The sequence below is a fragment of the Phycicoccus sp. Root563 genome (assembly GCF_001427915.1).
In the GTDB taxonomy this organism is placed as follows: Bacteria; Actinomycetota; Actinomycetes; order Actinomycetales; family Dermatophilaceae; genus Pedococcus.
Window position 1 is genome coordinate 2,519,818 of the sequence record NZ_LMGM01000001.1, and the last position, 18,215, is coordinate 2,538,032.

Below are 18,215 nucleotides of genomic sequence, written 5' to 3' on the forward strand. Positions count from 1 at the left end.
CGTGGATGTCGGTCCCGGAGGGCAGGATGGTCCCGTGCCGACGATCGTGTTCCTCCACGCCCACCCCGACGACGAGGCGTCCCAGACCTCGGGAGCCATGGCCCGCGCGAGCGCGGAGGGCAGTCGCGTCGTCGCGGTCTTCGCGACCGGGGGTGAGCACGGCGAGCTGCCGAAGGCGGGGCTGCCCGACGGCGAGACGCTCACCGACTGGCGCCGCCGCGAGGCCGAGGCGTCGGCTGCGGTCCTCGGCGTGCAGCGGGTCGCCTGGCTGGGCTACCGCGACTCCGGCATGACCGGCTGGGAGCAGAACACCCACGACGGTGCGTTCCACTCCGCCGACCTCGACGAGGCTGCCGGACGGCTGGCCGCCATCCTCGACGAGGAGGGCGCCGACATCCTCGTCGGCTACGACTGGCACGGCGGCTACGGCCACCCCGACCACGTCCGCGTCCACGCCGTCGTCCACCGCGCCGCCGAGCTCGCGGCCAGCAGGCCGCGCCTGCTCGAGTCCACGATGAACCGTGACCAGATGCGCTCCTTCCACCAGGCCGCCGTCGCCGCCGGTCAGGGCGACAAGAGCTTCGACCCGGACAGCGACATGGACGACGGCAACCCGCTCGGCACCCCCGAGGCCGAGATCCACTGGCGCGTCGACGTGACCGACTTCCTCGCCGAGCGGCGGGCCGCGCTCGAGGCGCACGCCAGCCAGGCGACCGACATCGAGGGCATGCTCGGCATGCCCGAGGAGTACTTCCTGGCCTTCTTCGGGTTCGAGCACTACATCGAGCCGGGGCGTGAGCCCGGTATGCAGCCGGGCTGGCCCTTCGGTGGCTGACCCGCGCCACCGCGTGGGTCCGACCCAGCTGCTCGGCCGCCCGCACGTCTCGCGCCTGCTCTTCTCCGCCCTGGCCGGACGGCTGCCCACCGGCATGGTGCCGCTGGCCCTCGTCCTGTTCACCCGCGAGAGCGGCGCCGACTTCGCCCGGGCCGGGCTGCTCACCGCCGCCTACTCGCTCGGCGCCTGCGTCGGAGGTCCCGTGCTGTCGCGCGTGATGGACGTGCGAGGGCAGCGCGGCACCCTCGTGCTCGGCGGCGTCGTCTCGTCGGTGGCGCTGGCGGTGGTGCCGTTCGCTCCAGGCTCGCTCGGCCTCCTGGTCGCGCTCGTGGCCGGGCTGATGACCCCGCCGCTCGAACCGGCGCTGCGCACCCTGTGGCCCTCGGTGCTCCCCGCCCGTGAGGTGCCGGCGGCCTTCGCCGTCGATGCCGCCGCCCAGGAGCTCGTGTTCGTCCTGGGCCCGCTCGTCGTCCTGCTCGCCCAGGGGTTCGGTGCTGGCGGTGGTTTGCTCGCCGCGGCCGTGGTCGGTGTCGCCGGCACCGTGTGGTTCACCGCGTCCCGGGTCTCCCGCGAGTGGGTCCCGGTCCGCGAGGAGCGGCACTGGCTGGGGCCGCTGCGGTCGCCACGGTTGTGCGTCCTCTACGTCGCGGTGCTCCTCGTCGGTCTCACCATCGGTGTCCCCGCCGTCGCGCTCGTCGCCTACGCCGAGTCGGTCTCGGCGCCCGGCTGGGCGTCGTGGCTGGTCGCGGCGAACGCCCTCGGCGCCCTCGCCGGCGGCCTCGCCTACAGCGGCCGGGCCCCGCACCGGGATCCGTTGCGAGACCTCCCGCTCGGGCTGCTCACCCTCGTCGTGACGTATGCCGCCCTGGCCTGGAAGCCCGGGGAGCCGCCGGTGATGGCGGTGCTCACCGTCCTCAGCGGACTGGGTCTGCCCCTCACCCTCACCTGCGTCTTCCAGGTCGTCGACCGGCTCGCCCCGGCCGGTACGACGACCGAGGCGTTCGCGTGGTTGATCAGTGCGTTCCTGGCAGGCAGCTCGGTCGGTGCGTTCGCCGCCGGAGCGCTCTCGGACGGCGGATCGATCGGCGCCGCCTTCCTCGTCGCGGCCGCCGCGTCCCTGGCCGCCCTCGCGGTGGCGGTCCCGCTCCTGCGGGGGGTGGCCGCAGACCCGGGAGCCCGGGCCGTGTCGGTCAGAGGTGCTTCAGGGCCTCACGCCGGCTGAGAGCAGAAAGGCGCTCGCCGTACTCGTCGACCACGGCCCGCACCCAGTCCGGGTCCGTGCGCGCGTGCTGGCGCAGTGCCCAGCCGATCGCCTTGCGGAGCCAGAAGCTGGTGTCGTCGAGGTTGGCCTCGATCACCGCACGCAGCAGGCCGAGGTCGGTCTTCTCCCGGAACGTCAGCTGGCTGATGACCGCGGTGCGGCGCAGCCACAGGTCGTCGTCCTGCGACCAGTCCAGGACCACCGGGGTGACCTCCTCGCGGTGGGACAGCAGGATCGGCCCGACCCGCTGGCTGGCGACCTCGTCGACGTGGTCCCACCAGGCGCCCGTGGTGACGAGGTGGCGGTAGAGCTCGAGGGTGTCCGGGTCCTGCCACCGGCGGTAGGCGCGGTGGCCGGTGAGGGCCGTCGCGGCATACCGCTCCTCGCGGTGGGTGGCGCCGTCCCAGAGCTCGCGGACCGCGGCCTCCCACTCCCTCCGGTCGGGGAGCTGGAGGGCCGGGTCGGCGAGCAGGGGACGCAGCAGGGCCTTGAGCTCCGGCGCGGTGATGCCGCGGTAGGGCATCGCCGACTTCATGTAGGCCTGCTGCGCGGCGGCGCGGCCGGGGTCACCCGCCCGGGCGAGCTCGGACCGCACCGCCGCGACGACGGGGGCGGTGGTCACCGCTCCACGGTAGGCGCGACCTCGGACAGCTCGGGGGAGTGGGCGTCGCCGCCCCCGTGGACCTCGGTGGCGGGGGTGCGGACGAAGAACGCGATGACGACCGCGACCACCGCGAGCACGGCCCCGACACCGAACCCCCACTGCGCGCCGGTGGCCAGGGCCGTCGTCCCGGAGGCGCCGTCGGCAGCCGCGGCGGCGGTGCGGCCGGCCATCACGCTGATGACCACCGCGGTGCCGGCAGCCGCGGCGACCTGCTGGAGCGAGCCCAGCACCGCGCTGCCGTGGGCGTACAGGTGGGGCGGGAGGACCGACAGCCCGGAGGTGAACACCGGCGTGAAGATCATCGCCAGGGCCGCGCTCAGCACCACGTGGTCCGCGAGCACGAGGACGGCGGGGGTGTCGACACCGACCTGCGTCAACGCCACGAGGCAGAGCGCCATGACGACGGTGCCGGGGACGACGAGGCGCGTTGCGCCGTAACGGTCGTAGGCCCGACCGACCACCGGACCGAGCAGGCCCATCGTCAGCCCGCCGGGCATGAGGAGCAGGCCGGTGGTCAGCGTCGAGAGGCCCTTGACGTCCTGGAGGTAGAGCGGCAGCAGGATCATCGCGCCCATGAGGGCCATGAAGGACACGCACATCAGGCCGAGGGCGATGGCGAACGGGGCGAAGGTCAGGGTGCGCAGGTCGAGCAGCGGCCCGGGGCCCCGCTGCAGGCGCACCTGGCGTCGGGCGAACGCGGCCAGGGAGACGACGCCGATCGCCGTGGTGAGCGCGGGCGGGATCGCCGCGGTGCTGTGCGACCCCTCGCCGAGGCCACTCAGGCCGTAGACCAGGGCGCCGAAGCCCACGGCGGACAGGGCCACGCTCAGGCCGTCGATGCGGGACGGCTGCGGCTCGGCGATGTTGACGAGCTCGCGCAGCCCGAGGACGGTGATGAGGCCGGCGACCGGCAGGACGACGGCGAAGATGAGCCGCCACGACCCGAGCTGCAGCAGGACGCCCGACACGGCCGGGCCGAGGGCCGGCGCGACCGACATGACGAGGGTGACGTTGCCCATGACCTTGCCGCGGTCCTGGGGGGCCACGAGGGTCAGCATCGTCGTCATGAGCAGCGGCATCATCACGGCGGTGCCGCTGGCCTGGATCACCCTGGCGCCCAACAGGATCGAGAACGTCGGTGCCACCGCGGCGAGCGCGGTCCCGGTGAGGAACAGGCCCATCGCCAGCGTGTAGGCGCTGCGCGTGGTGACCCGCTGGAGGAACCAGCCGGTGACCGGGATGACGACGGCCATGGTCAGCATGAACGCCGTGGACAACCACTGCGCGCTCGTCGCCGGGACCGCGAAGTCGCGCATCAGGCGGGGGATCGCGTTGACCATGATCGTCTCGTTGAGGATGACGATGAACGTCGCGAGCACGAGGATCCGCAGGACCGCGGTGGTGTTGACGGCTGGTCGGCCGCCGGGCTCGACGGTGGTGTCCGGGCCGCTCAGGGCGGTGGCTTCAGTCATGGGAGGTCCTTCGTGTTCCGTCGTGGTCGCTGGGTTCGTGGGGGTAGACCGGAGTGCTCCCCAGAACTCATCGCGCCACGATAGGACGGCGGTTGCTCGGCGCCCCAGTGGTTATTCCTGCCGGGTGTGCCGGGCAAACCCCCGTGTCGCCACCGGGTCAGTCAGGGCGTGGACGGGCCCTCACTCAGGCGGTCAGGCCGCGCCATACCTCGCCTGGGCCCGGGCCCGCGCCTTGACGGCCTCGGTCTCGCGGTCCTTGGGCGGCGCCGTCGTGGTGAGGTGCTGGAGCAGGTGCGCGGTGGCGTGCGCGATCTCCTCCACGGCCTCGTCGAACGCGGCCTGGTTGGCCTGGCTGGGTTTGGTGCTGCCGCTCACCTTGCGGACGTACTGGAGGGCCGCGGCGCGGACCTCGTCGGACGTCGCCGGGGGCTCGAAGTTGTGCAGCTGGCGGATGTTTCGGCACATGGCGGCAGGCTACGTCCGGCATGCCGCGGAGCGCAGCCCCCGGACGGGTCCGGTGGCGCGGAAGTCAAGCCCTGTGCACCTGCCGGACATCTGACGGACACGCCCGGAAGTTTCTGCGGTCCACACCCCGTGGACGACGTCCGTGCAGGTCAGGGGCGTGTGCGAAACGCTGCGTCGCGGAAATCCACAGGGTTATCCCCCGACTGTGCACAAGCACCCCGGGAGTTGCGCACACGTTGTCCACACCCTCTCCACAGGGCCGGTTTGAGTGTGCGGTGAACGCCACCCTACGGTGAGGCGGTCGCGGTCCGGAAGGGTCCGTCGAGCGCGTCGGCAGGTGTTGTCGGCGGCCCGTGGTCTACTCGAACCACACCGGTGTTCTTCGTTCTCGTTCGTGGTTCAGGGAGTTGGCAGAGTGTCTCTTGCGGAGCTGAGCACCAGCGCCTTCAGCGCAGGCGGCGACGGGCCACCGCAGTCCGACGACCGGGTGCCCCCGCAGGACCTGCACGCCGAGCAGTCGGTCCTCGGCGGCATGCTCCTGTCCAAGGACGCCATCGCCGACTGCGTCGAGGGGCTCCGCGGCACGGACTTCTACCGTCCCGCCCACGAGCTGATCTACGACGCGATCCTCGACCTCTACGGCCGGGGTGAGCCGGCCGACGCCATCACCGTCTCCGACGAGCTGACCAAGCGCGGCGACCTGCAGCGGATCGGCGGGCAGGCCTACCTGCACACCCTGATCCAGGCCGTCCCCACCGCCGCCAACGCCGGCTACTACGCCGAGATCGTCAGCGAGCGGGCGGTGCTGCGCCGGCTGGTCGAAGCGGGCACGCGGATCGTGCAGCTCGGGTACCAGCAGGGCAACGGCGACGTCGAGGACATCGTCAACGCCGCGCAGGCCGAGGTCTACGCCGTGGCCGACAAGCGTGGCGGTGAGGACTACGTCGCCCTCGGTGACGTCCTCGAGGACACCCTCAACGAGATCGAGGTCGCCGCCGGGCGCGACGCCAGCGAGATGATCGGCGTGCCCACCGGGTTCATCGAGCTCGACGAGCTGACCCACGGCCTGCACCCGGGCCAGATGATCGTCCTGGCCGCCCGACCCGCCGTCGGAAAGTCGACGATGGGCCTGGACATCGCGCGCTCGGCTGCCATCAAGCACAAGCAGGCCACCGCCATCTTCTCCCTGGAGATGAGCCGCAGCGAGATCACCATGCGCTGCCTGTCGGCCGAGGCGCAGATCCAGCTGCAGGACCTGCGCAAGGGCACCATCGGCGACGCCGGCTGGAAGAAGCTGGCACGCATCATGGGCCAGATCTCCGACTCGCCGCTGTTCATCGACGACTCACCCAACATGTCGCTCATGGAGATCCGCGCGAAGTGCCGCCGGCTCAAGCAGCAGCACAACCTCAAGCTAGTCGTGATCGACTACCTCCAGCTGATGAGCTCGGGCAAGAAGGTCGAGTCGCGTCAGCAGGAGGTCTCCGAGTTCTCCCGTGCGCTCAAGCTGCTCGCGAAGGAGCTCGAGGTCCCGGTGATCGCGATCTCGCAGCTGAACCGTGGTTCGGAGCAGCGCGCCGACAAGCGGCCCGCGATGTCGGACCTGCGTGAGTCCGGCTCCATCGAGCAGGACGCCGACATGGTCATCCTGCTGCACCGCGAGCCCAAGCTCGAGGGCCGTGAGGGCGAGGTCGACGTGATCGTGGCCAAGCACCGAAACGGTCCGACCAAGGACATGGTGCTGGCGTTCCAGGGTCACTACGCCCGGTTCGCCAACATGGCCCAGAACTTCTAGTCCTCGGCGGGACCCGCGGTCGGCGGGAATGAACCGCGGTGAGGTGTGGTTGAACATTCAACAACCTACATCACCACCCCCGAAGGAACCTCCCATGGCCCTGTTCTCCCGCAAGTCCTCCACCGCCGTCATCGACGCCCCCGCCGCCTCCACCCCCGACTCGCAGCTGCTCGACGACATCTCCGGCGCGTACGCCCTGGACCCCACCCACAGCCGGATCGGCTTCTCCGCCCGCCACGCCATGGTCACCAAGGTCCGCGGCCAGTTCGACCAGTTCGAGGGCACTGCGGTCATCGACACCGCCGTCCCGGCCAACTCCAAGGTCGACGTCACGATCAAGGCCGCCAGCGTCACCACCGGCCAGGAGCAGCGCGACGGTCACCTCAAGACGGCCGACTTCTTCGACGTCGAGAAGCACGAGAACCTCACGTTCACCAGCACCGACGTCGCCCGTGACGGCGCCGAGTGGTCCATCACCGGCGACCTCACGATCAACGACGTGACGCGCCCCGTCACCATCGTCTTCGAGGAGACCGGCTCGGCCAAGGACCCCTACGGCAACGTGCGCGTGGGCTTCGAGGGCTCGACCACGATCAACCGCTCCGACTGGGGCCTGTCCTTCAACGCCGCCCTCGAGACCGGTGGCGTCCTCGTCTCGGAGAAGGTCGCGCTGGAGTTCGACATCTCCGCGATCGCTGCCTGACCTCTCCACCCAGAACCCACCTCGAACCCATGACGGGCTCGGACGCACCGCTTCCTGTGGCGTGCGTCCGGGCCCGTCGCGGTATGGCGCCACGGGTCACCCGCGTGCGGCGCCGCTCGTCCGCGGCTCCGCGGCCGACGGTGGGTGGACTCAGCTCCCGTGGAAGCCGTGTTCCGTTGCATAGCTCTCGAGCTCGGGCAGCAACCGGGACGGGATCTGCGTCATGACCTTCCTGCCGCTGGTGGTGCGGAGGGTCACGATCTCGGGGGACGCCAGCCCGCCGGTGGTGCTGGCGAACGAGTCGATCTCTCCCCAGGAGACCTGGCGCCACCGCCATCCGGAGCGGATCCTGAGCCCCGACGCCTCGACGACGGTTCGTGAGTGCAGGAGCGAGGTGAACAGGAGCATCCAGGTCAGCACGGCCAGCATCTCGGCGAGCAGCCACCAGGGGTGGCCGCCCCGGTGAAAACCCCAGGCCGCTCCGGCCGCGAGAACGATGGCCGAGACGCAGAGGAGGGTCAGGGCGATCTGCAGCACGCGTCGAGGCAGCTGGTGCGTCCCGACGGCGTCGCGGCGTTCGGCCAAGCTCATGCTGACGACTCGTTCCGCTCGGCGGCATACGCCTCGAGAACGCCCAGAAGCTCTACGGGAACGTCCGTGGCGAGGGACCGGTCCCTGGCCCAGTGGATGTGCACCACGCGCGGCTGCAGGGGCAAGGACTTCCCCGTGGACATGCGCTCGAGCTGCTCCCAGGAGACTCCGACCCAGCGGTAGGCGCGCCAGGCGCGCACACCGTCCGTGTCCACCACGGTCTGGTTGCGACGAGCGACGAAGAAGAGCCCGATCCAGAACACGCCGGACAGCGACCACGCGATCACGGAGAACCGGTTGTCGGTCCTGATTCCCGTGGCGATCGAGATGCCGGCGGTGAACACTCCGAGGGCCGCCGAGACCGCCAGCCAGTTCGGCTTGAGGCGGTACTCGCCCAGCGCGGACCCGTGGTCGACCGACCCCGTCACCCTGGTCCCCTGCGAGCACCCAACGTCCATCCCCCTGTCACCCGCGCTGTTCCAGCAAACCGGATCGACCGCATTCGCGCATCCGCTGGATCACGTAGCCGGCACGGCCGGCCGTCACCTTCCGCGACTGCGACGGTGACGGCCGGTCCGGTGATGACTCAGGTGGTGACCTTGTCGACCAGGCGCGCCAGCTCGGCGACGTCACGGTCCTCGTCCACCGCGGCGGGCAGCGTCGCCGCGAGCTCACGCAGGTCGGAGGCGGAGGTCCACTGCGACCACGGGCCCTCCATGAGCCGGTCCGTCAGCAGCGCGACGACGAGGTCCTGCCGCAGCCGGAGAGAAGCCTGGTCGACGGTGTCGGCGCACTCGCTGTCGCGCAGGGACCCGGTGCGCTCGACAGGTCGCTCGCTCGCGTCGAGGTACCGGACCGTCGCCTTGACGAACGCCGCGTTCCGCACGCCGCCGCGCAGCTCCACGTCGTACAACGCCGTGGTGGTGTGGCCGGCGAACACCTCGCCGCCGTCGACCGCGTCGTTGCGGAAGTTCTCGTCAGCGACGGCGCGGTTCTCGTATCCCAGCAGCCGGTACCCCTTGACCGCCTGCGGGTCGAACTCGACCTGGGCCTTCGCGTTCTTGGCCGCGACCACGAGCGATCCGGTCAGGCCGGTGGCGAACACCCGTTGCGCCTCGGCGGCCGTGTCCACGTAGACGTGCCAGCCGTCACCGCGATCGGCGAGCTGCTCGAGCAGCTGGTCGTTGTAGTCCTGGATGCCGACCCCGACCGAGATGAGGCTGGTGCCGGCGCGTGCCTGCGTGCTGATGCGCTCGAGGATCCCGCTGGCGCTGGTGTCGCCGACGTTGGCCACGCCGTCACTGACGAGGACGACGCGGGACATCCGGCCCTCGGTGTGCATCGAGCGGGCCAGGTCGTACCCCAGCGTGAGCCCGGCCGCCGCGTTGGTGCTGGCGTCGGGGTACAGCCCATCGATGGCCCGGTCGATGGCGTCCCGGTTGGAGGCGGGTGTCGGAGCGAGGGCAACGGCAGCCCGGGTCGAATAGCACACCATGGCAACGCGATCCGTGGCTCCCAGTGCCGCGGTGGCGGTCCTCAGGACGACCTTCGTCGTCTCCATCTTGCCCGCCTCGTCCATCGATCCGGAGCAGTCCACGACGAGGACGAGGTCAACGTCCGGGCGTGATTCGGGGCGAGGGCTGCTGATCCCGACCCGGACGAGGCGGTGGCCGTCGCGGAACGGCAGCGCGGCGGCGTCGATGCTGATGCCGAGTCCGTCGCGAGGCGCTTCGTAGCCCTGCTGGAAGTAGTTCACGAACTCCTCGGTGCGCACCTCGCCGGGGACCACCCGGCTGCCCTGGTTCACCGCGTCGCGGAAGCGGGTGTACGACCCGGTGTCGATGTCGAGCGCGAACGTGGACAGCGCGTCGGTCGCCGGGTCGGTCATCCGGAAGTCGTGGCTGGGCGCCATGTCCGGGAGGGGGAGCGGCTGCCCCGTCTGGGACTCGCGGGCTCCGTTCGGGCCGGGTTGGACCGACTGGACGCCGCTCCGGTCGCTCCCGCCGCCGCCCCCGCAGGCGGTCACGGTCAGGGCGACCAGTGCCGCCGCGGCAGCATACGAGTAGTGCCTGCGGTGCTTCGTTGCTCCCATGGTGTTCCCCCTGCGTCGTCCCCCGGATGTGCGTGGGACCGAAGGTAGGAGGGCAGGGTCCGCGCGGCAGTGGTGGTTATCGGGACGTGACCGGACCGATGACGGTTCGTGTCCGCTGAGATCCTCACGTGACCGGCGGGAGACCGGTGCGTGACCATCCGGTCGTGGCACGACCGTCGTCGACGCGTTCGCGGCGAGGTCAGCCGGCGGTCGGCGGCCGGTCCGCGGGCGGGGCGCCGAGGCTGTCCGGGTGCCGAGGTGTTGGGCGAGTGCCGTCCGCGGACGCCTTCGACGCGCCATACTGACCGCGGTCACGTGGTCGAGCGCCACGGGAGCCGGATGCTCCGGACCGTGCAGGGGCCGGCCCCGCCAGGGGGCCGGGCACACGTCACCAGTGGGGGAACCATGGACTTCAAGACCTCTGTCAGCACCGTGCTTCGCAAGTACGTGGTGTTCAGCGGGCGCGCCCGTCGCAGCGAGTACTGGTGGTACGTCCTGTTCGAGGTGATCGTCTCGGCGGTAGCCCGGCTGCTCGACTCGGGGCTGTTCGACACCAAGAGCGGGTCGACCGGACCGATCGCCCTCATCGTGGCCCTCGGCCTGTTCCTCCCGTCGCTGGCCGTGACCGTCCGTCGCCTGCACGACGGCGGCCGCAGCGGTTGGTGGATCCTCATCGGCCTGATCCCGCTCATCGGTGCCGTCGTCCTGATCGTCTTCCTCGTCAAGGACAGCGTCCCGGACAACGAGCACGGGCCGTCGCCGAAGGGTTCCACCCCGGCCGGCTTCTACGGCGCGGGTCCCGAGGCTCCGCGGCCCGCCGTCTGACCTGACCGCCGGCGGAGGTCGTCCTCCGCGGTGGGCCCTGCGTGTTCACGCAGGGACCACCGCTCGGCGGTGGGTGTCAGTCCAGCGGTTCGATGCGGTGGATGTTGGTCCAGCCGGTCCACCCGTGGTGCTCGAGCCGGTCGAGGATCCGCCGGGCGCCGGGGACGGAGGACAGGAAGACCGCGTCCAGCAGGCTGGCCAGGTCGGCGGGCAGGGCCTCCTCGTCCCAGCTGGTCGCCGGCACCGCCTCGAACTGGGCGGCGAGGCGGTCCCCGACGGTGTCCAGCCGAGGGTCGTCGGCGGGCCACTGCACGATCTCGGCGAGCTCGCGGTACAGCTGGGTGACGTTCGGGTCCTCGAGCTGCTGGCTCTTGACGTCCATGTAGTAAGGCATTCGGTCCGGCAGCTGGGCAGCCACGAGGATCCAGGCGTCCCGCTCGGCCTCCACCATGAGCTCGGAGACGCCCACGCCGCGGAGCCGGTCCAGGTACGCGACGACCTCCGGCGGGAGCGCCAGGCTGTCGCCGGCCGCGAGCTTGGCGATCCGCTCACGATGGTGCTGGCGCTCGCGGATCTCGGCGCGCAGGCGGCGGTCGATGTCCTCGACCGCCGCCGCGAACTCCGACTCCCCGGCGTCGAGCAGCTCGTGCACCCGTGACAGCGGTACCCCGGCCTCGGCGAGCGTGCGGATCCGCACGAGCTCGACGACCGCCGCCGCGTCGTACCGGCGGTAGCCGGAGTGGTCGCGTTCGGGCTCGGGGAGCAGCCCCTTGGCGTGGTAGTGACGGACCGTGCGCACGGACACCCCGGCGTACGACGCGATCTGGCTGATGGTCAGCATGGGTTCATTGTGCGAGGTTCGCAGGTGCTCACGCGGGCTTCCCTCCCGGTATGGCGCGTGGTCAGGCGACCTTGGCGTGGTCAGGCGACCTTGGCGCGGTAGGTGCGCATGGCGAGCAGGTACGCGACGACGAGCAGCCCGACGCACCAGGCCAGCGCGACCCACACGTCGCTGCCCACCGGCTGCTCGGCGAACAGGCGACGGATCGTGTCCACGATCGAGGTGACCGGCTGGTGCTCGGCGAACCAGCGCACCGGTCCCGGCATCCCGGCGGTGGGGACGAAGGCAGAGCTGATGAAGGGCAGGAAGATCAGCGGGTAGGAGAACCCGCTCACCCCGTCGACCGACCTGGCCGTGAGGCCGGGGATCACGGCGAGCCAGGTCAGGGCCAGGGTGAACAGGACCATGATGGCGAGCACGCCGAGCCAGGCGAGAACCCCTGCGCCGGAACGGAATCCCATCACGAGGGCGACGGCGACGACGAGCACGAGCGAGGTCAGGTTCGCCACCACGGAGGTGAGCACGTGGCTCCACAGCACGGCCGACCGCGCGATCGGCATGGACTGGAAGCGCTCGACGATCCCGCCCGACACGTCGGTGAACAGGCGGAACGCGGTGTACGCGATCCCTGACGCGACGGTGACGAGCAGGATGCCCGGCAGGAGGTAGTCGACGTAGCTCTGGTCGCCGACGTCGATCGCACCGCCGAAGACGTAGACGAACAGCAGCAGCATCGCGATCGGGGTGATCGCCGTCGTGATGATGGTGTCTGGGCTGCGCAGGACGTGGCGCAGGGACCGCTTGAGCAGCACGGTCGTGTCGTGGCCGACGGTGGTCATCGGGTGGCTCCTTCGTGGTGGGCGCCGCCGTGGCCGACGATCGCGAGGAAGATGTCTTCGAGGGTGGGCTGCTTCTCGACGTACTCGACCGTGGTCGGCGGGAGCAGCTGCTTGAGGTCGGCGAGCGTGCCGTCGGCGATGATGCGGCCCTCGTGCAGCACCGCGATGCGGTCCGCGAGCTGCTCGGCCTCGTCCAGGTACTGGGTGGTCAGCAGCACGGTCGTGCCCCGCCCTGCGAGCTCGCGGACGGTCGCCCAGACCTCGAGCCGCGACTGGGGGTCGAGGCCGGTGGTCGGTTCGTCGAGGAACAGCACCGGCGGGTCACCGATGAGGCTCATCGCGATGTCGAGGCGTCGCCGCATGCCGCCCGAGTACGTGGCCACCCGCTTCCCGCCCGCGTCGGTCAGGTCGAACCTCGCGAGCAGGCCGTCGGCGACGGCGCCCGGTGCAGGCTGCCGCCGCAGCTCGGCGATGAGGACGAGGTTCTCCCGACCGGTGAGGACCTCGTCGACGGCCGCGAACTGCCCGGTGAGGCTGATCGAGGCGCGGACCTCCTGGGGCTGCGCTGCCACGTCGTACCCGTTGACGGTGGCGGTCCCGCCGTCCGGGCGCAGGAGGGTGGAGAGGATCTTCACCGCGGTGGTCTTGCCAGCCCCGTTGGAACCGAGGAGGGCGTGGATGCTCCCGGCACCGACCCGGAGGTCGACGCCGTTGAGCACGTCGTGGTCGCCGTAGGACTTGGTGAGCCCCACGATCTCGATGGCGTGTGTCGTGGTCATGCCACGAGGGTGCAACCCTGACGCTGCGTCAAGGTCAAGCCCCCGTTCTGGGGAGGCCTTGCGGCGCCCGGTCCGGGTGCCGGGTCAGGCCCAGATCGCTGCCGGTATGCCGTCGCTGAAGACCTCGGGCGGGTCCGGGAGCGGGGTGGCCAGGTTCGCGGCCCTACGCGCTGCGGTCCACGCGACGGCGCAGGCGTCGAGGACGTCGTCGGCGGCATACCCGGGTCCGGACAGGACCGAGGGCGAGGCGAGCCCGGCCGCGGACAGGGCGGCGAGCCGGGCCCGGCGTCCCTCGTCGGTCTTCTTGTTGTCGAGCAGGGGGGCTCCCGCCATCGTCGCGTAGGACAGCTCCGGATGGACCTCGAGCACCATGACGGTGGGTCGGCTGCGGAGCCAGGTGTCGACCTCGAGGATCTTGGGCCGCAGCGCGAAGGCCTGCGCGCCCACACCCTGGCCGGACAGCGACCGGTTCACCGTGTCGGCCTCGGATCGCGACCCGGCCGCGTAGGCGGCCCTGGTCAGCGTGGTGAACACCGAGGAGGCCTTGCCCTTCAACACCTTGCGGGCCAACGCATCAGCCTGACGGGTGCTGTCGTCGGGCAACCCGATGGGGATGTCGATGCCGACGACCTGGATGCCCAGCGACTGCCGCACCGTCTCGACGAGACCAGCGATCGTCCCGGCGACCGCGATGCGGGGACGGGGCGCGCCCGGCTCGAGGATCGCGCCGACCCACCCGGCCGTGCAGGCGTCGACGCCCAGGACCGGGACGGTGACCTCCAGTGGTGGCAACGGGGTCGGCCCCGTGGGTGGTGCGACCGGGGCAGCATCGTCTGCGGGAGGAGCGAGCTCCACGCCGAGGTGTCGAGCGAGGCGCTGCAACGAGGACCCCGTGGCGGCGAGGGCGGCGGCCACCCGGGATTCGTCGCCGATGGCGACGCCGTCCCGTAGCGCCCCGGCCTGCTCGAGCAGCTGGTCGGCCAGGCGGCGCGCCTCGTCCCGGTTCGTCATCGCAGCCTCGCCAGCCCGAGCCAGTCGGCGAGGGCGTCGATCTCGGCCTCCACCGCCGTCGTCATCTCGTCGGTGAACGTCACGTCCTGGTGGACCGCGTGCACCTCGAGGATGCCTTCCTTGCGTTCGGCCTTGGCGTCGAGCTTGCCGATCAGCCTGTCCCCGAACAGGATCGGCAGCGCGTAGTAGCCCCAACGCCGCTTCGAGGCCGGCTTGTAGACCTCGAGGACGTACTCGAAGCCGAACAGGTCCTGCGCCCTCGACCGGTCGTAGACCAGTCGGTCGTACGGCGACAGCAGGGCCGCCCGTCCACGGAACGGCGTCGTCTCGTCGCGTTCCAGCGCCACGGGGTCGACCCGCCACCGTCCGTCGACTCCGTCGACCGTCACGGCGAGACCCGCCTCACCGACGTCGACCGGCTCGCTGGGCATCTTCGTCCCCTTGGCCCTCGCGATGCCGAGGGAGGTCAGGCGGCGCTCGTCTCGATGGCGCCTCGCCTCGTCCACGGTCATCGCCGGCTGGTCCGGGTAGACGCGCTCAGCGAGGTCGAAGACCCGCTGCCGTCCCCTCCGGCCGCTGACCGCCACCTCGGCCCGCATGACGAGGAACTCCAGCATCTGCGTCACGTTGCGGTCGTTGGTCCACCCCGACGACGGCCACGACACCAGGCTCGTGTCGGGGATCTCCTTGGACAGCAGGGGCCCGTGGTCCTCGAGCCGGTTGAGCACGTCCTGCCGGAACGGGTCGTTGGCCCGCAGCCATCCCCGGGCCTGTTCCCAGTCCCGTGGCCAGTCCTCGGCGCCGGCGAGGTGCGCGGGCAGGTCCTCGACAGGGCGGACCATGCCGTTGAACTCCACCAGCGTCCGCGTCTCGAGCGCCTGCTGCAGGTCCGCCGAGCGGTAGGCCGCCCCGAGCCGGCTCCAGAGCACGAGCTCGGCACTCGGGGCGATCGGTGCCGCGGGGTCGATCTGCAGGAGGCTCAGCTGCTGCACGACCTCGACGAGGTCACCGGGTCGGGGGAGGTCGAGCATCTGGGCGCGCACGGCGATCCGACGCGCCTGCGCCCGGTCGATCTGGAGGTCCCCCACACCGGCGAGGGTAGCGACCCCTGCCGAGCGCGCGGTGCCCGTCGTCTCAGCCGGCCTCGCGGGAGCCGGCACCCACGGTCTCTCGCGCACGCGCCATACGGCGCTCGCGCAGGCGGCGGGCCACGAGCCAGACGAGGACGACGAGGACGATCGCGACGACGGCCTTGCTCACGGGGGCGAGGTAGCGCTCCACGGCCGCGTAGTCGTCGCCGAGGCGGTAGCCCGCGTAGATGAAGACGGCGTTCCAGACCCCGCTGCCGAGGGCGGTGAGCAGGCTGAACCGCAGGAACGACATCCGCGTGAGCCCGGCCGGCACCGAGACCACCGAGCGGACGAAGGGGATGCAGCGGCCCACGAGCACGACGACCTCGCCGCGTGCCTCGAAGAACCGTTGACCGCGGTCGAGGTCGCGCTGGCCGAAGAGGAGGAACCACGGCCTGCCCGCGAGGTGGTGCAGGCGTTCGTAGCTCAGGGCTACGCCGAGCCAGTAGAGGACGTAGGCGCCGAGCAGCGACCCGACGGTGGCGGCAGCCCACGCGAGGTAGGGGTTGAGATGACCCGCCGCGGCGGCGAACCCGGCGAACGGCAGCACGACCTCGGACGGGATCGGGGGGATGACGGTCTCGAGCAGGATCAGCAGGCCGACCCCCAGCTCACCGATCTGGTTGATGAGCTCGACGATGCGGTCGGTCACGTCAGCGCCCGCGCCGCGACCGTCCAGAGCGACACGCTGAACCGGCCGGCGTCGTCCGTCCACCACCCGGCGGCGTCGAACCCGGCCGCCTCGAACTCCGCAGCCAGGCGCTCGCGGGTGAACTTGGCCGAGATCTCGGTGCGCAGCTGCTCGCCTGCCGCGAAGTCCACCTCGAGGTCGAGGTCGGCGATCCGGACGTGCACGTCGCGCACTGCCTCGAGACGCATCTCGATCCAGGCGTTCTCGGCATCCCACACGGCGACGTGGCGGAAGTCCCGGGGGTCGAAGTCGGCGCCGAGGCGACCGTTGACCACCTCGAGGACGTTGAGGTTGAACGCCGCCGTCACCCCGGCGGCGTCGTCGTACGCCGGCACGAGCACGTCGGGCGACTTCACCAGGTCGGCACCGAGCAGGAACGCGTCGCCCGGCTCCAGCGCCCCGTGCAGGGTGGCGAGGAACCGTTGCCGCTGCTGCGGGTTCTGGTTGCCGATGGTGCCACCCAGGAAGATCACCAAGCGGCCACCGGTGCGGTCGCCCTCGTCGACGGCCAGGGCCTCGGCCAGGCCGTGCTCGAAGTCGGCCCTCACCGACTCGAGCTCGAGCGCGGGGTACCGCAGGGCCAGGTCCTCGGCAGCGGCGCGCAGGGCGCTCTCGCTGACGTCGATCGCCCGGTATGCCGCCTGCTCGCCGTCCGGGGTGGAGGCCAGCACGGCCTCGATGAGGGCCCGCGTCTTCTCCGAGGAGCCGGAGCCCAGCTCGATGAGGTGGTGGCTCCCCGCAGCGGACACGATCTCCGGGGCGCGGGCCATGAGGATCTCCCGCTCCACGGCGAAGGGGTAGTACTCCGGCAGCCGGGTGATCTCCTCGTAGAGCTCGCTGCCGACCTTGTCGTAGAACCATTTCGGCGGCAGCGTCTTGGGGCTGCTGGTCAACCCGGAGCGGACGTCCTCGCTCAGGCTGCGCTCGCTGAAGTCCTCGGGCAGGTGGTCGCGGTGTCGCTGGGCCATCGGCTCGCTCTCGTCGTCAGCCCCGGTGGTGGGGTCGGCTGGGCCGTCCCGACGCTACCCACGGGCGGCGACATCGGCCTCTCGACAGCCAACGCCCGCCCACCGCGACGGGTTCCGATGCGGGCGCCATACCTGAGTGAGCGCGAACTGTCGGAACAGACGGAGCATTCCGACACTTCGCGCTCATCGAGAGTGGAGCGTGGGTGTGGGCGCGGGGACGTGCCCGGTCCGAGCCGCCGGGCCGAGCTGCCGAGCCGCCGAGCCGCTCAGAAGGTGAACCGCACGCCCGTGAGCTCCTCGCTGCGCCCCCACAGCAGGCCGGACAGCGTCTCGTCGCGCGCCCACTGGCTGCGCCGGGCCTCACCCACCGGGCCGCGGGTCTCGCGGAACCCGGTCGGGCCCGAGTAGGACCCTGGCCCGGCCACGGTCGCCGCGTAGAGGATCCCTTCGGCGCCCTTGTCCGGACCGGGGAACGCGAGCTTCACGCCCCACTGGGCGATCGTGCCGACCACCGGTATGGCGCCCATGCCGTCCTTGCTGGCCACGAGGTTGGTGGCGGAGACGCCGGGGTGCGCAGCCGTGGAGGTGAGCGTCGACCCGGCCGCCGTGGCGCGCCGCTGCAGCTCGGTCGCGAAGAGCAGGTTGGCGAGCTTGGAGCGGCCGTACGACGACTGCGGGTCGTAGCCCTCGCTGGGGTTGCCCTCGCAGACCATGCCGTCGCCGGCGTGGTGCGCGATCGACGAGACCGTCGTGACCCGCGGGGCCGAGGACTCGAGGAGGTGCGGCAGGAGCAGGCCGGTCAGGGCGAAGTGGCCCAGGTGGTTGGTGCCGAACTGCAGCTCGAAGCCGTCCTCGGTCTCCCGTCGCCGCGGCGGGGCCATGACTCCGGCGTTGTTGACGAGCAGGTCGAGCGGCCCGTCGAACCGGTCGGCGAACGCGTGGACCGACGCCTGGGAGGCCAGGTCGAGCGACTCGACGGTGACGCGCCCCCTCGCCCCGGTGGCGCGGATCCGTCGGGCGCCCTCCTCGCCGGAGGACGTGTTGCGGACTGCCATGACGACGTCGGCGCCGTGGCGGGCCAGCTCGCGCGCCTCGACCAGCCCGATCCCGGAGTTGGCGCCGGTGACGAGGGCGCGCCGTCCGGTGAGGTCGGGCATCTGGTCAGCGGTCCAGCGGCTCATGCGTGGCCTCTCGTGTGGGTCGGGCGGGGGGGCGGGTGGGGCGGGGTGCTGCTCACCGTGCCAGCGCACGGC

Annotated in this window: 19 protein-coding genes; 5 read left to right on the plus strand and 14 right to left on the minus strand. The window is 71.4% G+C overall.

The window, feature by feature from the left end:
• Positions 1–34: 34 nt before the first annotated feature.
• Together ASD62_RS11920 and ASD62_RS11925 are read left to right on the plus strand one after the other, a co-directional pair.
• On the plus strand, positions 35–835 hold the full coding sequence (locus tag ASD62_RS11920) for a PIG-L family deacetylase (RefSeq protein WP_056916145.1): 801 nt from the start codon (positions 35–37) through the stop codon (positions 833–835).
• A complete protein-coding gene (locus tag ASD62_RS11925; RefSeq protein WP_056916146.1) occupies positions 828–2,057 on the plus strand; it encodes an MFS transporter in 1,230 nt (409 codons plus the stop codon). The genes ASD62_RS11920 and ASD62_RS11925 overlap by 8 nt, the downstream gene beginning before the upstream one ends.
• On the opposite strand, the gene ASD62_RS11930 is transcribed toward ASD62_RS11925, so the two are convergent.
• From ASD62_RS11930 to ASD62_RS11940, 3 genes are all read right to left on the minus strand, one after another.
• On the minus strand, positions 2,026–2,718 hold the full coding sequence (locus ASD62_RS11930; RefSeq protein WP_056916147.1) for a DNA alkylation repair protein: 693 nt from the start codon (positions 2,716–2,718) through the stop codon (positions 2,026–2,028). The two genes, ASD62_RS11925 and ASD62_RS11930, sit on opposite strands and share 32 nt — an antisense overlap.
• Complete coding sequence (locus ASD62_RS11935) at positions 2,715–4,232, minus strand: DHA2 family efflux MFS transporter permease subunit (RefSeq protein ID WP_082580759.1); 1,518 nt, start codon at positions 4,230–4,232, stop codon at positions 2,715–2,717. The genes ASD62_RS11930 and ASD62_RS11935 overlap by 4 nt, the downstream gene beginning before the upstream one ends.
• Positions 4,233–4,424: 192 nt before the next feature.
• Positions 4,425–4,697 carry a DUF2277 domain-containing protein gene (locus ASD62_RS11940; protein ID WP_056916148.1) on the minus strand — a complete coding sequence of 91 codons (273 nt, stop codon included), beginning with the start codon at positions 4,695–4,697 and terminating at the stop codon, positions 4,425–4,427.
• Between the two features lie 430 nt (positions 4,698–5,127).
• Between ASD62_RS11940 and dnaB the strand changes: the two genes are divergently transcribed.
• Positions 5,128–6,492 carry a replicative DNA helicase gene (gene dnaB, locus ASD62_RS11945; protein WP_056917350.1) on the plus strand — a complete coding sequence of 455 codons (1,365 nt, stop codon included), beginning with the start codon at positions 5,128–5,130 and terminating at the stop codon, positions 6,490–6,492.
• Positions 6,493–6,586: 94 nt separating this feature from the next.
• The gene (locus tag ASD62_RS11950; RefSeq protein WP_056916149.1) at positions 6,587–7,195 is read left to right on the plus strand and encodes a YceI family protein; all 609 of its coding nucleotides are present in this window, start codon (positions 6,587–6,589) and stop codon (positions 7,193–7,195) included.
• 150 nt (positions 7,196–7,345) lie between these two features.
• Here ASD62_RS11950 and ASD62_RS11955 read toward each other — a convergent pair whose 3' ends face one another.
• From ASD62_RS11955 to ASD62_RS11965, 3 genes are all read right to left on the minus strand, one after another.
• Complete coding sequence (locus ASD62_RS11955; protein ID WP_056916150.1) at positions 7,346–7,786, minus strand: hypothetical protein; 441 nt, start codon at positions 7,784–7,786, stop codon at positions 7,346–7,348.
• Positions 7,783–8,214, minus strand: a complete 432-nt coding sequence (locus tag ASD62_RS11960; protein WP_056916151.1) for a hypothetical protein — start codon at positions 8,212–8,214, stop codon at positions 7,783–7,785. Before ASD62_RS11960 ends, ASD62_RS11955 begins: the two co-directional genes overlap by 4 nt.
• Before the next feature lie 158 nt (positions 8,215–8,372).
• Complete coding sequence (locus tag ASD62_RS11965; RefSeq protein ID WP_056916152.1) at positions 8,373–9,878, minus strand: von Willebrand factor type A domain-containing protein; 1,506 nt, start codon at positions 9,876–9,878, stop codon at positions 8,373–8,375.
• A gap of 405 nt (positions 9,879–10,283) precedes the next feature.
• Between ASD62_RS11965 and ASD62_RS11970 the strand changes: the two genes are divergently transcribed.
• Positions 10,284–10,703, plus strand: a complete 420-nt coding sequence (locus ASD62_RS11970; protein WP_056916153.1) for a DUF805 domain-containing protein — start codon at positions 10,284–10,286, stop codon at positions 10,701–10,703.
• Between the two features lie 76 nt (positions 10,704–10,779).
• On the opposite strand, the gene ASD62_RS11975 is transcribed toward ASD62_RS11970, so the two are convergent.
• The 8 genes from ASD62_RS11975 to ASD62_RS12010 all read right to left on the minus strand — a co-directional run bounded on the left by ASD62_RS11975 (position 10,780) and on the right by ASD62_RS12010 (position 18,143).
• Positions 10,780–11,544: a MerR family transcriptional regulator gene (locus ASD62_RS11975; RefSeq protein ID WP_056916154.1), complete on the minus strand. Its 765-nt coding sequence runs from the start codon at positions 11,542–11,544 to the stop codon at positions 10,780–10,782.
• Between the two features lie 80 nt (positions 11,545–11,624).
• Positions 11,625–12,383 (minus strand): ABC transporter permease, encoded by a 759-nt coding sequence (locus tag ASD62_RS11980; RefSeq protein ID WP_056916155.1) that lies wholly within the window; start codon positions 12,381–12,383, stop codon positions 11,625–11,627.
• The gene (locus ASD62_RS11985; RefSeq protein WP_056916156.1) at positions 12,380–13,162 is read right to left on the minus strand and encodes an ABC transporter ATP-binding protein; all 783 of its coding nucleotides are present in this window, start codon (positions 13,160–13,162) and stop codon (positions 12,380–12,382) included. The genes ASD62_RS11980 and ASD62_RS11985 overlap by 4 nt, the downstream gene beginning before the upstream one ends.
• A gap of 84 nt (positions 13,163–13,246) precedes the next feature.
• Positions 13,247–14,173: a DUF429 domain-containing protein gene (locus ASD62_RS11990; RefSeq protein WP_056916157.1), complete on the minus strand. Its 927-nt coding sequence runs from the start codon at positions 14,171–14,173 to the stop codon at positions 13,247–13,249.
• Positions 14,170–15,261, minus strand: coding sequence for a DNA glycosylase AlkZ-like family protein (locus tag ASD62_RS11995; RefSeq protein WP_235529205.1), 1,092 nt, complete (start codon positions 15,259–15,261; stop codon positions 14,170–14,172). Before ASD62_RS11995 ends, ASD62_RS11990 begins: the two co-directional genes overlap by 4 nt.
• Positions 15,262–15,307: 46 nt before the next feature.
• Positions 15,308–15,955 carry a DedA family protein gene (locus tag ASD62_RS12000; protein ID WP_200956882.1) on the minus strand — a complete coding sequence of 216 codons (648 nt, stop codon included), beginning with the start codon at positions 15,953–15,955 and terminating at the stop codon, positions 15,308–15,310.
• A complete protein-coding gene (gene egtD, locus ASD62_RS12005) occupies positions 15,952–16,962 on the minus strand; it encodes an L-histidine N(alpha)-methyltransferase (protein ID WP_056916158.1) in 1,011 nt (336 codons plus the stop codon). The genes ASD62_RS12000 and egtD overlap by 4 nt, the downstream gene beginning before the upstream one ends.
• A 266-nt stretch (positions 16,963–17,228) precedes the next feature.
• Entirely contained in the window at positions 17,229–18,143 is a 915-nt protein-coding gene (locus tag ASD62_RS12010; RefSeq protein ID WP_056916159.1) for an oxidoreductase, read from the minus strand.
• Positions 18,144–18,215 lie beyond the last annotated feature (72 nt).